The sequence below is a fragment of the Corallococcus exercitus genome, from assembly GCF_042231735.1.
Lineage (GTDB): Bacteria > Myxococcota > Myxococcia > Myxococcales > Myxococcaceae > Corallococcus > Corallococcus exercitus_B.
The window spans coordinates 7,740,255-7,752,622 of record NZ_CP102577.1; the positions used below are offsets into that span (position 1 = coordinate 7,740,255).

At 72.1% G+C, this 12,368-nt stretch carries 13 protein-coding genes; 10 read left to right on the top strand and 3 right to left on the bottom strand.

Features of this window, described 5'->3' with window-relative positions; genetic code table 11:
- Window positions 1-181 precede the first annotated feature (181 nt).
- The 3 genes from NR792_RS31175 to NR792_RS31185 all read right to left on the bottom strand — a co-directional run bounded on the left by NR792_RS31175 (window position 182) and on the right by NR792_RS31185 (window position 2,787).
- Window positions 182-1,234: an alpha/beta hydrolase-fold protein gene (locus tag NR792_RS31175; protein WP_375756346.1), complete on the bottom strand. Its 1,053-nt coding sequence runs from the start codon at window positions 1,232-1,234 to the stop codon at window positions 182-184.
- Between the two features lie 84 nt (window positions 1,235-1,318).
- Window positions 1,319-2,227, bottom strand: coding sequence for a TIGR01777 family oxidoreductase (locus NR792_RS31180; protein ID WP_375756347.1), 909 nt, complete (start codon window positions 2,225-2,227; stop codon window positions 1,319-1,321).
- A complete protein-coding gene (locus tag NR792_RS31185) occupies window positions 2,224-2,787 on the bottom strand; it encodes a peroxiredoxin family protein (protein ID WP_375756348.1) in 564 nt (187 codons plus the stop codon). Before NR792_RS31185 ends, NR792_RS31180 begins: the two co-directional genes overlap by 4 nt.
- 120 nt (window positions 2,788-2,907) lie before the next feature.
- On the opposite strand from NR792_RS31185, the gene NR792_RS31190 reads away from it, so the two are divergent.
- Genes NR792_RS31190 through NR792_RS31235 form a run of 10 tightly spaced genes read left to right on the top strand, consistent with a single transcriptional unit; the run spans window position 2,908 to window position 12,362 of the window.
- Window positions 2,908-3,996: a polyprenyl synthetase family protein gene (locus NR792_RS31190; protein ID WP_375756349.1), complete on the top strand. Its 1,089-nt coding sequence runs from the start codon at window positions 2,908-2,910 to the stop codon at window positions 3,994-3,996.
- Window positions 3,997-4,006: 10 nt separating this feature from the next.
- Window positions 4,007-5,551, top strand: a complete 1,545-nt coding sequence (locus NR792_RS31195; protein WP_375756350.1) for a phytoene desaturase family protein — start codon at window positions 4,007-4,009, stop codon at window positions 5,549-5,551.
- The gene (locus tag NR792_RS31200; protein ID WP_375756351.1) at window positions 5,548-6,588 is read left to right on the top strand and encodes a phytoene/squalene synthase family protein; all 1,041 of its coding nucleotides are present in this window, start codon (window positions 5,548-5,550) and stop codon (window positions 6,586-6,588) included. The genes NR792_RS31195 and NR792_RS31200 overlap by 4 nt, the downstream gene beginning before the upstream one ends.
- Window positions 6,585-8,036 carry a phytoene desaturase family protein gene (locus tag NR792_RS31205; protein ID WP_375756352.1) on the top strand — a complete coding sequence of 484 codons (1,452 nt, stop codon included), beginning with the start codon at window positions 6,585-6,587 and terminating at the stop codon, window positions 8,034-8,036. The genes NR792_RS31200 and NR792_RS31205 overlap by 4 nt, the downstream gene beginning before the upstream one ends.
- Window positions 8,033-8,992 (top strand): carotenoid 1,2-hydratase, encoded by a 960-nt coding sequence (locus NR792_RS31210; RefSeq protein WP_375756353.1) that lies wholly within the window; start codon window positions 8,033-8,035, stop codon window positions 8,990-8,992. The genes NR792_RS31205 and NR792_RS31210 overlap by 4 nt, the downstream gene beginning before the upstream one ends.
- Window positions 8,989-10,107: a glycosyltransferase gene (locus tag NR792_RS31215; RefSeq protein WP_375756354.1), complete on the top strand. Its 1,119-nt coding sequence runs from the start codon at window positions 8,989-8,991 to the stop codon at window positions 10,105-10,107. Before NR792_RS31210 ends, NR792_RS31215 begins: the two co-directional genes overlap by 4 nt.
- On the top strand, window positions 10,104-10,487 hold the full coding sequence (locus tag NR792_RS31220) for a lycopene cyclase domain-containing protein (RefSeq protein ID WP_375756355.1): 384 nt from the start codon (window positions 10,104-10,106) through the stop codon (window positions 10,485-10,487). Before NR792_RS31215 ends, NR792_RS31220 begins: the two co-directional genes overlap by 4 nt.
- Window positions 10,484-10,831: a lycopene cyclase domain-containing protein gene (locus NR792_RS31225; protein ID WP_375756356.1), complete on the top strand. Its 348-nt coding sequence runs from the start codon at window positions 10,484-10,486 to the stop codon at window positions 10,829-10,831. Before NR792_RS31220 ends, NR792_RS31225 begins: the two co-directional genes overlap by 4 nt.
- Window positions 10,828-11,505 carry a lysophospholipid acyltransferase family protein gene (locus NR792_RS31230; protein ID WP_375756357.1) on the top strand — a complete coding sequence of 226 codons (678 nt, stop codon included), beginning with the start codon at window positions 10,828-10,830 and terminating at the stop codon, window positions 11,503-11,505. The genes NR792_RS31225 and NR792_RS31230 overlap by 4 nt, the downstream gene beginning before the upstream one ends.
- Complete coding sequence (locus NR792_RS31235; protein ID WP_375756358.1) at window positions 11,502-12,362, top strand: MerR family transcriptional regulator; 861 nt, start codon at window positions 11,502-11,504, stop codon at window positions 12,360-12,362. The genes NR792_RS31230 and NR792_RS31235 overlap by 4 nt, the downstream gene beginning before the upstream one ends.
- The last annotated feature ends 6 nt before the right edge of the window (window positions 12,363-12,368 follow it).

Consider the following 12,368-nt stretch of genomic DNA (forward strand, 5'->3'; position numbering starts at 1 on the left):
GGCCTTCCCCCAGGTTGCGTGGCCTGGCGGTCCACAACCCCCGCCCGGCTGGCCGCCTGCCGCGTCAAGTGCCCCTCCCAATCCTGGATCATCCAGCCTTGGCCGCCTTCCTCCCGAGCCAAACCCTTGAATCCATGGGGCTTTCATCCCAGACGGAAATCCGGGGCTTCGCCGCGCCGCGTCACCCGGCGGTCGAGAAGATTTCTTCGAGGCCGGCCGGGAGGCTGGTCTGCCACGCGGGGTAATTATGGCCCCCGCTGTAGGGCCGGTACGTGACGCGGTGGCCGGCCGCATGGAGGACGGGCAGCAGGCGCTGGTTGCCGTCCTGGAGTCCCTCGAAGCGGCCGCAGTCCATCCAGACGTGCAGGGGCGGCTGGTTCGTGCGCCGGGCCAGGTCGAAGACGACCATGTCGGTGCCCTCGATGGAGAAGGCGCCGGACTGGGACAGCACGCGGCCGAAGACGCGCGGCAGGCGCTGGGCCGCGTAGAGCGCCATCAGGCCGCCCAGGGACGAGCCCAGCACCGCGTGCGCGCCCGGCGTGCGCTGCTCATCCACCAGCGACAGGTGCTCGCGGGCGAGCGGCAGCACGCGCTGCTCCAGGAAGGCCACGGTGGCCTCGCTGCACGCGTACTCGGTGGTGCGGGCCGGGCCGCCGTTGGCCACGAAGGCCATGGCCACCGGGCGCATGCGGCCCGCGGCGACCAGGTTCTCCACCAGCGTGGGCAGCTGCACGCGCTTGAGGTAGTCGTCGCCGTCCAGCACCACCATCAGCGGCACGGGGCCCTTCACGGGCGGCGCGTAGAGGGCCACCGCGCGCTTCCTGCCCACGGCCCACTCGTGCGTCTCCAGCTGGTGGCGCGTCACGCGGCCCTTCGGCACGTTCCGGATGCGCCGGCCCAGCGGCGTGGCTTCCCCCTTGGGCATCCAGAAGCAGTGGTTGAAGTCTCCGAAGCCGTTGTCGGAGCGGCGCGGGTTGAGGACGTCGCGCACGCGGCGGCCCTTCGCGTCCTGGAGTGCGTACTCGACGTAGGCGTCCTCGGGCAGCGCCAGGGAGCGCGCCCACAGCCCCTTGCCCACGCGCTCCAGGGGCAGCGGCGTGCCGCGCCAGTCCTGGAAGTCCCCCTGGAGGAAGACGGGGCGGGGCCCCTTCCACACGAAGGTGGCGGTGTCTCCGTCGATGAGCGGTGTGCCCTCGCGGCGCGCGCGGGCTTCCAGCGTCCGGGTGTCGTCCATGCGTGGCGCGCACTGTACGCACCCGCGCTCGGCGCCCGGGACCTGGCGCGGCGTCCCGTCCACCCGCCGACAGAGGATTGATGTTCAGGAGGGCAGCAGGTCGCGCAGCGCGCCGGCCAGCTCGGGGTAGCGGAACTGGAAGCCTGCCTCCAGCGCGCGGCGGGGCATCACCCGCTGGCCCTCCAGCGCCACGCGCGCCATCTCCCCGAAGCGCGCCTTGAGGACGATGCCCGGCACCGACAGCGCCGCGGGCCGGTCCAGCACCGCGCCCAGCGTGTGCGCGAAGGCCGCGTTGGTAACGGGCTCCGGCGACGTGGCGTTCACCGGGCCGGACAGCGTGGGGTGCTCCAGCGCGAAGCGCATCAACCCGAAGAGGTCCTCGCGGTGCACCCAGCTGACGTACTGCTGGCCGTTGCCCACCTTCGCGCCCGCGCCCATGCGGAACACCGGCAGCATCCGGTGCAGCACGCCGCCCTCCGGGTGCAGCACCACGCCAATGCGCAGCCGCACCGTGCGGATGCCGGACTCCTGCGCGCGCAGGGCCTCTGACTCCCAGCCCTGGCACACGTGGGCGAGGAAGTCGTCGCCGGGCGGGTCCTCCTCCGTCAGCGTCCGAGCCGCCCGCGCGCCCCCGTAGAAGCCCACCGCCGACGCGCAGACGAAGTGCCGCACGCAGCCCGCCTGCTTCATCGCCTCCACCAGCACGCGCGTGCCCTCCACGCGGCTGAAGTGGATGCGGTGCTTGGCCTCGTGGGTCCAACGCTGGTCCACCGGCTCCCCGGCCAGGTGCACCACCCCTTCCGCCCCCGCGAGCGCGTCCGGCGACAGCGGGGTGCTCCCGTCGAAGTAGGAGCCCGTCACCCCGGAGGGCAGCCGGCCGAGCGCGTGTTCCACGTTCCGGCTGAGCACGTGCACCGTGTGGCCGGCCTCCAACAAACCCTGGACAAGGCCTGGACCGAGGAAGCCGGTGGCGCCCGTGCAGGTCACCCTCATGGGAGGGCCTCCGCCTCACGCCCGGCCGTCAGGTCCTGGCCCACCAGCTCCCCCAGGGTGGCGAAGAAGCGGGCCTGGTCCTCCGGCTTCATGCGGCCGGAGTACCGGAAGACGAGCGCGCCCTCCGCGTCCAGCAGCATCACCGTGGACGTCTTGGTGGGCAGCTTCCACGGCGCCTGGCCCAGGGTGCCCTTCAGGTCCACCAGGATGGGCACGCCGGCCTTCTTCTCCTCGTCGCGCACGTACGACAGGGCAATCTCCCGGGCGGGGAAGAAGTCGTACTTCTCCAGGTTGGCCACGGCGACCACGAAGGCGCTCTGGAGCAGCCCCCGCTCCCGTCCCCGGGCGAACAACTCCGCCTTCAGAGGGGCGTTGAGTGTCGTGGAGTCCTTGTCCTCGTAGAAGAGGATGACGGGTTTCCCACGCCAGCGGGCCAGCTGGACGCGCTCACCCTTCGAGGTGCTTAACGTCGCGTCCACCGGCTCCGGATCCGGGGCGGCGCCACCCGCGCTCCCCGCCGCCAGGGTCACCGTCAACGCACCTGCGATCCATGCCTTCACCCGGAGCCTCCTGTGTACAAGGTTTTTGCAAACCTTAGACATAGCCTTGACAATCTCTGGACGCAAACGCTACCTCTAGGTGGAAAGGCTGCCGTGCTCCCGCCTTCGGAGATCCGCTGTATGGCCACCCTGCTTCCCAACGTGCAGCAGACCTCCTCCGGAGCGGCATACCCCGAGCAAGCCTGGCTGCAGCTCGTGCAGGCACAGGTGGAGGCCGCGCTCGCCCAGCTGTTCGAGCTGCCGGACGAACAAGGCCTGGACGCACGTTGGACACAGGCGCAGGCGCAGGCGCGGGCCTACGCGCTGCGGCCGGCGAAGCGGCTGAGGCCCGCGCTGGTGCTGGCGGGGCACGGGCTGGCGCGCGGGAGCACCTCGGTGCCGCCGGGGCTGTGGCGCTTCGCCGCGGGGCTGGAGCTGCTGCACACGTTCCTGCTCATCCACGACGACGTGGCGGACCAGGCGGAGCTGCGCCGGGGCGGGCCGGTGCTGCACCGGATGCTGGCCCCGGGCCGTCCGGGGGAAGACCTGGCCGTGGTGATGGGGGACCACCTCTTCGCGCGCTCGCTGGAGGCGATGCTGGAGTCGGGGCTGCCGGGCGCTTCCAGCGTGGCGCGCTACTACCTGGGGGTGTGCCGGCACACGGCGGCCGGGCAGTACCTGGACCTGGACCTGGCGCGCGTGCCGCTGGCGGAGGTGACGCTCTTCCAGACGCTGCGCGTGGCGCACCTCAAGACGGCGCGCTACGGCTTCTGCGCCCCGCTGGTGTGCGGCGCGATGCTGGGCGGCGCGGATCCGCTGCTCCAGCAGGGCCTGGAGCGGGTGGGGCGCTCGGTGGGCATCGCGTACCAGCTGCGCGACGACCTCATCGGCCTGTTTGGCGACGCGTCCGTGGCGGGCAAGGCCTCCGACGGCGACTTCATGCAGGCCAAGCGCACCTTCCCGGTGGTGGCCGCGTACGTGCGCGCCACGCCCGAGGGCCGCGAGGAGCTGGAGCGGCTGTGGGCGCTGCCGGTGGAGTGCAAGGACGACGCGGCGCTGGCCCGGGCGCGCGAATTGGTGGAGCACTTCGGTGGCCGGGCCGCGTGTGAGCGCGCGGTGGAGCGGGCGTCGCGCGCGGCGCGGCGGAGCCTGCAGACCCTGCCCAACCCGCATGGCATGAGGGACCTGCTGGACGCCCTCATTGGCCGGCTCGCGCGTCGCGCTTCCTGAGGACACCGTCATGAGCGCACAGGGCAAGCGGGTGGTGGTGGTGGGCGCGGGGGTGGGAGGACTGGCCGCGGCGGCGAGGCTCGCGCGGCAGGGCTTCGACGTCCAGGTCTTCGAGAAGACGCACGGTCCCGGCGGCCGCTGCAACCAGCTCCAGGTGGACGGGTTCACCTGGGACGTGGGCCCCACCATCGTGCTGATGCCGGAGGTGTTCGAGGCGACCTTCCGCGCGCTGGGCCGCCGCATCGAGGACTACCTCACGCTCATCCGCTGCGACCCGAACTACCGGGTGCACTTCCGGGACGGCTCCGACGTCACCTTCACGTCCGAGCTGTGCACCATGGGCCGCGAATTGGAGCGCGTGGAGCCGGGCAGCTTCCAGCGCTACCTGGCCTTCATGGCGCAGGGCCGCGACCAGTACCGCATCAGCCTGGACCACTTCGTGGGCCGCAACTTCAACGGCGTGAGCGACTACTTCTCCCCCGGGGTGCTGGCGAAAATCTTCAAGGCCCGCGCGCACCGCCGCATGTACGCGGACGTCAGCCGCTACTTCCAGGACGACCGGCTGCGCGCGGCGATGACGTTCCAGACCATGTACCTGGGCGTGTCTCCCTTCGAGTCGCCCGCGGTGTACGGCCTGCTGCCCTTCACCGAGCTGGGCGTGGGCATCTGGTTCCCGAAGGGCGGCCTGTATGCCATTCCCCTCGCGCTGGAGCGGCTGGCGCGCGAGGAGGGCGTGACGCTGCACTACGGCCAGCCGGTGGAGCGCATCCTCACGGAAGGGGGACGCACCACGGGCGTGCGGCTGGTGGGCGGCGAGGTGGTGGCCGCGGATGCCGTCCTGTGCAACGCGGACCTGCCCTATGCATACGAGAAGCTGCTCGACCCGAAGGACGCGCCGTTCAAGCGCGGGGAGAAGCTTCGCTTCACCTCCAGCGGCTACATGCTCTACCTGGGCATGAAGAAGCGGGTGCCGGGCCTCCTGCATCACAACGTGATGTTCGGCCGGGACTACGCGGGCTCGTTCGACGACATCTTCCAGCGCTTCCGCGTGCCGGAGGACCCCAGCTTCTACGTCAACGTGCCCACGCGCACGGACCCGTCGCTGGCGCCGGAGGGGAAGGACTCGCTCTACGTGCTGGTGCCCGTGCCGCACCAGCACCCGGGGATGGACTGGAAGGTGGAGGGCCCCAAGGTGCGCGCGAAGGTGTTCCAGCGGCTGGCGGAGCTGGGCTACCCGGACCTGGAGGCGGACATCGAGGTGGAGCGCGTCTTCACTCCGGATGACTGGGCGGGCACGTACAACCTGGCGCGCGGCAGCGCGTTCGGGCTGGCGCAGAACTTCTTCCAGATTGGCCCCTTCCGCCCGGCCAACGTCGACCCTCGCGTGAAGAACCTCTTCTTCGTGGGGGCCTCCACGCAGCCGGGCACGGGCCTGCCCACGGTGCTCATCTCCGCGCGGCTCGTCACCGAGCGGCTGATGGCGTGGGCGAACAAGCAGGGCGTGACGCTGTCTCCGCGCGAGGGTGTTCCCTCGGCGGTGGAGGTGGCGGCATGAGCGTCACCGCCTCTCCCGAGCTGATTGCGCAGGGCTACCAGCGCGCCCAGGTCGTCACGCGCCACCACGCCAAGAGCTTCTTCTTCGCGTCGTACCTCCTCTTCGGACAGCGGCGGAAGGCGGCCTTCGCGCTGTATGCCTTCTGCCGGCGGCTGGACGACCTGGTGGACGCGGGCGAGAGCGCGCTGCCGGGCGAGGCGCCCATGTCCCTGGCGACGCGGCTGGCCCGGGCGCGCGAGCGCGTGGCGGAGGTGTACCTGCCGCTGCCGGAGCTGGCGTCGCAGGAGCTGGGGCCGCCGTCCGCGCGGCAGCCTTCCGGGGATGCGCCGTCGCCGTGGGACCCGAGCGAGTTCGCGGCGCTGCGCCACACCATCCATCACTACCGGATTCCGGAGCAGCCCTTCCAGGACCTCATCTCCGGCATGGAGATGGACCTGACGAAGCAGCGCTACGACACCTGGGAGGAGCTGGACCTGTACTGCTACCGCGTCGCGGGCGTGGTCGGGTTGATGCTGACGCCGGTGCTGGGCTGCGAGGACGCTCGCGCGGTGGAGCCGGCGGCGGACCTGGGACGCGCGATGCAGCTCACCAACATCCTGCGCGACGTGCGCGAGGACCTGGAGCGCGGACGGGTGTACCTGCCCTCGGAGGAGCTGCGCGCGTTCGGCATCAGCGAGGACGACCTGCGCGCGGGCCGGGTGGACGCGAAGTGGCGTGACTTCATGCGCTTTCAAATCCAGCGCGCGCGGGCGTACTACGCGCGAGCGGCGGCGGGCGTGCACTACCTCACCGGCTTCGGCAGCCAGCGCATGGTGCGGCTGATGGGCGCCATCTACGGCGACATCCTGCGAGACATCGAGGCGCGGGACTCCGACGTGTTCAGCGGCCGCGCGCACACGACGACGGGGCGCAAGCTGGCGCTGACGGCGACCGTGTTCCTCCGGCCCCGGGCCGCGTTGCCGGAAGCCCCGCTGGCGCTGCCGGTTTCGCCCGCGCGGGCGCCGCTGCTGCCCACGGGCACGGGAGGTCCGCGATGAAGGCCTCGCGCGTGGCGGTGATTGGCGGCGGCATTGGCGGGCTGACGGCCGCGGGCCTCCTGGCGAAGGAGGGCCACGCGGTGACGCTGTTCGAGGGCAGTCCGTCCCTCGGCGGCAAGGCGCAGGCGGTGACGGTGGAGGGGCTCACGCTGGACACGGGGCCCACGCTGCTCACGTTGCCGGCGCTGGTGCGGAGCACCTTCGAGCAGCTGGGCGCGCTGGACCTCCTGCCGCCGTTCACGGAGCTGGAGCCGCAGTGCACCTACCACTTCACGGACGGGTGCGGCTTCACGGCGTACAAGGACCTGGAGCGCATGGCGGACAGCGCCGCGGAGCTGCGCCCCGTCGAGCGCAAGGGCGTGCACTCCTTCTACGCGGAGGCCGCGGCCATCTGGCGCGCGGCGGGAGAGCCCTACCTGGAGGCCCCCTTCGAGGGCATGGCCGGCTTCATGGCGCGCGTGGCCCGCCGGGGCATCGGCGCGATGCTGGCGGGGATGAAGCTGGACACGCTGCACACGCTGGCGGCGAAGCACTTCCAGACGCACCACCTGCGGCAGTACGTGGGCCGCTTCGCCACCTACGCGGGCGGGTCGCCATACGCATCCAGCGCGGCGTTCGCGCTCATCCCGCACATCGAGCATGCGTATGGCGTGCACCACGTGCGCGGCGGCATCGGCGCGCTGGTGGAGGCGCTGGGGCAGGCGGTGCGGCGGCTGGGCGTGACGGTGCACCTGGACACGCGCGCCCGCTTCGAGCGCATCACCGAGGGCTACCGCGTGGAGCCGGTCGCGGAGGTGTTCGACAGCGTGGTGGTGAACGCGGATCCGCTGGCGTCGCTGCGCCGCGAGTCGGAGCCGCTGTCGCTGTCCGGCTTCGTGCTGCTCCTGGAGGTGGAGGGGCGCACGGCGGTTCCGCACCACGCGGTGATGTTCGGCGGGGACTACCGCAAGGAGTTCGATGAGCTCTTCGCGGGCCAGCTCGCGGCGGACCCCACGGTGTATGTGTGCAACCCGTCCGCCACGGATTCGAGCATGGCACCGCTGGGCCGCACGGGGCTGTTCGTGATGGTGAACGCGCCGGCCATGCCGCTGGAAGAGGGCCGGGCGGAGCAGGCGCGACGCGAGTGGGAGTCCAGCGCGGAGCGCGTGCGCGAGCAGATGTTCGAGAAGCTCGTGCGGCACTACCCGGCGTTGAAGGGGCGCGTGCGCGTGGTGGGGCAGCGCTCGCCGGTGGACCTGGCGGCGCGCGGGGCCCCGGGCGGCTCCATCTACGGCTTCCTGCCGCACGGCCGCTTCGGTCCGTTCCGGAGGCCTCGCATCCGGGGCGGGACGCCGGGGCTGTTCTTCGCGGGCGGCGGCACGCATCCGGGCGGCGGGGTGCCGCTGGTGATGTTGTCGGGCCGGTTCGCGGCCCAGATGGCGTCCGCGCACCTGAAGGAGGGCGCATGAAGTCCGTCCTCGCGCAGAACGTCCTGTCCGACGCGGCGGAGTCGTGCGCGCTGCCTGCGTTGCCGGACAGGGCAGGGGCGTACCGCTGGTTCTACGCGGACGTGACGGCCGGGCCGTACAGCGCGGTGTGCATCTTCATGCTGGGGTCGCTGTTCTCGCCGCGCTACTCGGTGGCGGCGCGGCGCGGAGGGCATCCGCTGGCGTACAGCGCGGTGAACTTCGCGCTCTACCACCAGGGTGTGCGCAAGTTGTGGGTGCTGAGCGAGTACCCGCGCGTGGAGCTGCAGGGGCCGGGACGGCTGCGCATCGGCCGCTCCACCCTGACGCACGCGGTGGATGGCACGGTGCGCATGGACGTGGATGACGGGACGGCGCCGTGGGGCCGCTCGGTGCGCGCCAGCCTGACGTTGCGGCCGATGACGGGGCGGGGCACGGAGGTGCAGCTCATGCCGGGCCTGCCGCACTACTGGCAGCCGCTGGCGCCGCGCGCGGAGGCGACGCTGGAGGTGTCCTCGGTGGGCCTGAAGGCCGAGGGGCTGGGCTACCACGACACGAACCACGGCCACGAGCTGCTGGGCGCGCGGCTGTCCGGCTGGCACTGGGCGCGCACGCACCACGCGAACCACACGGTGGTGGACTACCACCTGCCAGACGGCGTGGCGCCGCTGCGCATGATGGCGGGGCCGAACGGCGTGGTGTGCGAGCGCGGCCCGAACCCCGAGGCGCGTCCGACGAGCCTGACGGGCTGGGGGCTGCGGGTCCCCGCGAGGCTGCACGCGGGCAACGAGGTGGTGGGCGAACCACGTCTGCTGGAGTCGTCGCCCTTCTACGCGCGGCTGGAGTCGAGGCGCGACACGCTGGACACGATGGGCGAGGTGGCGGACTTCCGCCGCTTCCACTCCCCCTTCATCCGCTGGATGGCGCACTTCCGCACGCGCGTGGGGCGGACGCCATGAACGCGCTCGGCTTCTTCACGCTCGGGTGGGCCGCTCTGGCCGGAGGCTTCAGCGCGGTGGCGCTGGCGCGGCTGTCCCGCCGTGCTCCCGTCGCGGCCACGGGCCCGCTGCCTTCCGTGCTGCTCCTGCGTCCCGTGGATGCGCCCACGCCGCTGGAGCTGGACAACCTGGAGCTCCCCATCAACTACGCGGGGCCGCTGGAGCAGGTGGTGCTGTCGCCCTACCGGCCGCGCCTGGCCGAGGATGTGCGCTGGCTTCCGAGCGACCCGGTGTGCCCCAACCGCAAGGTGGGCCACCTGCTCTACGCGCTGGAGTCGCTGGACGTGCGCGGCCGCGTGGTGCTCGCGGTGGACGCGGACGTGGCGGTGACGGGGGCGCTGGTGGAGGGCCTCGCCTCTCCGCTCGTGGCGGGCGCCGCCTTGAGCACCGCCGCCCCCACGCCCGTTGGCGCGGTGGACGCGGCCGGCCGTGCCATGGCGGGCCTGCTTCGCTACACGCACCACAGCTTCCGCGCGCTGCATGCGATGAGCGCGGGCGCGCAGGCCGTGTGCGGCAAGGCGCTCGGGCTGTCGCCGCGCGCGGTGGAGGAACTGGCCGGACTGTCGGACCACATCGGCGAGGACCTGGAGCTGGCGAAGCGGCTGCACGCGCGCGGCCTGGACGTGGCGCTGAGCCCCGCGCCCGCGTGGGTGCCCGTGGCCAACGGCACGTCCTGGCGCGTGCCGCTGGAGCGCTTCACGCGCTGGATGCAGGTGCTCGCGAGCCACCGGCCCGGCCTGTACCCCACCGTGCCGCTGCTCTTCACGCCCACCGTGCCGCTGGTGCTCCTGGCCGCGTGGCTTCACCAGCCCGCCGTGTGGCTCGCGGTGGCGGCCCTCGTCGCCGTGCGCACGCTCTTGTCGCTGCGCCTCGCGGCGCTGAGCCGCGTGCCCGCGGAAGCGGACTCGGGCCACGCGCTGACGGACTGGGTGCAGGGAGAACTGCTGCTGCTCGCGGCCTTCGCGGCCTCGCTGACGCGGCAGGGACGGGTGACCTGGCGCGGCCATACCTACGCGTTGGAGGCCGGAGGACGCATGGTTCGCGTGGCGCCGCAGTGGAGTGGAGGCCCGGGATGACCTACGCGCGCTTCCTGGGCATCTTCGTCGTGCTGCCCATCCTGTTCCTGCTCGTGCGCTACCGCCGCACGCTGTCGTGGCGGGGCCTGGCGCCCATGGGCCTGCTGCTCATCGTCGTCTACGCGGCCACGTCGCCGTGGGACAACATGGCCGTGAAGTGGGGCCTGTGGGGCTTCGACCCGGAGCGCATCTGGGGCGTGAAGCTCGGCTACCTGCCGCTGGAGGAGTACCTCTTCTTCGGCCTCCAGACCCTGCTCGTGGGCCTGTGGGCGCGCGACCGGCTGGAGCGCGTGCTCGCGAAGAAGCCCCGCCCCGTGTCGCAGGAGCAGAAGCCCGTCCGTGCGGAGCGGACCCTGGAGCCCCGCGAGGTGTCGCCATGATGGAGACTCGCTGGGCGTACCTCATCCACCTGCTGGCGTGGACGCTGCCGGTCATCGCCCTCCAGCTGGCGGTGCTCGTGAACCACTACAAGGCCCGCGCGGGCGAGGTGCTGCGCGCGGTGCTGCCCCCCGCGCTGGTCGTGGGCGTGTACCTGTCCATCGCGGACCACCTGGCCATCTCCACCGGCATCTGGAACTTCGGCGAGGGCCGCCACGTGGGCGTGTACATCGGCGCCGTGCCGCTGGAGGAGGTCCTCTTCTTCCTCATCACCAGCATCCTGGTGTCGCTGGGGCTCGCGCTGTTCACGGCGCTCCTGCGGCTCAAGGAGGCTCGGGCGTCTTGATTCGCGCGGCCAAGGGTGGGCCCTTCGGGTGGGCGGTGGACCGGTATATCGGGTGGAAGGTCCGCTCGACGTTCCGCGGCCTGTGGGTGCGCGGCGAGCTGCCCTCCGACGGCGTGGGCCGGCTCGTCTACCTGAACCACGCCAACTGGTGGGACGGCTTCGTGCTGCACCAGCTCTGCCAGGTGGCGGGCTGGGACGGCTACTGCCTCATGGACGAGGAGAACCTGCGCCGCTACCCCTTCCACACGAAGATGGGCGCGTTCAGCATCCGCAAGCAGGACGCGATGTCGTCGCTGTCCTCGCTGCGGTACGCGAAGGAGCTCTTGCGCAAGCCGCGCGCGGCCGTGTGTGTCTTTCCGGAAGGGGAGCACCGCCCCTTCGGCGTCTTCCCGCTCCAGCTGGAGCGCGGCGTGGAGCTGCTGGCTCGCGCCGCGAAGGCGGAGTGCGTGCCCATTGCCATCCGCTACGCCTTCTTCGAACACGAGCGGCCGGACGTGTTGCTGGAGGTCGGCACGCCGCACGAGGCCGGGCCGCTCGCGCGCTTCCAGAGCGGCCTGGAGTCGGTGGTGCGGCGGGTGTCCGAGGCGACGGGCCTGGAGGGCTTCACGCAGAAGGTGTCGGGGGCGCGAGGCGTGGCGGAGCGCTGGGACCGCGCGCGAGGCCTGGGCCCATGAGCCTGCGCATCCGCACCATCGCCCGGCTCACCGGCATCCGCGAGGCCACGCTGCGCGCCTGGGAGCGCCGCCATGGCTTTCCGCGCCCGGAGCGCAGCGAGAACAACTACCGCGTCTATTCACGCGACGAGGTGGAGGCCGTCCGCCGGGTGGCGAAGCTGATGGAGGAGGGCCTCTCGGTGAGCGAGGCCATCGCCCAGGTGCGCGACGAGCCCGCGCGGTCCGTCCCTCCGGAGTCGCGGCGGATGGAGCGCTTCTGGGCGGCGGTGATGGTGCTGGACGCGGAAGGAGCGGACGCGGTCCTGTCCGAGGCCCAGGTGGGCCTGGATGCCACCACCTATTGCGACACCGTCCTCATTCCGCTGCTGCGCGAGATGGCCTCCCGCCTGGACGTGGCGCGCGAGCACCTGGCCTCCGCGCTGGTGCGCCAGCGGCTGCGCCTGCTGCTGTCGGGGATGGAGCGGGTGGGCGAAGGGCCCCGGGCGCTCCTGGCGTGTCCGGCGAGGGACCACCACGAGGGGGGGCTCTTGGCGCTGGGCGTGCACCTCAAGGCGCGGGGCTGGCGGGTGACGCTGCTGGGGGCGGACACGCCCGCGGAGGCGTTGCAGGGGGCGTGCATGCAGCTGCGCCCGGACCTGGTGGCGCTGTCGTTCATCCGCCGGCGGGATGCGGAGGACTTCGTCGCGGTGTTGTCCGGAGCGATGCAGGCGTGCGCGCCCGTGCCGGTGGTGGTAGGCGGGCCGGGAGCGCGGGAGCACCTGAAGACGTTGTTCACGCTGGGTGCGCAGTACGCGGAGTCCGCGGAGGAACTCATCGCCGTCTGGCAACAGGCGCGAAACGCGCAGAACCGACCGTGAAGCACG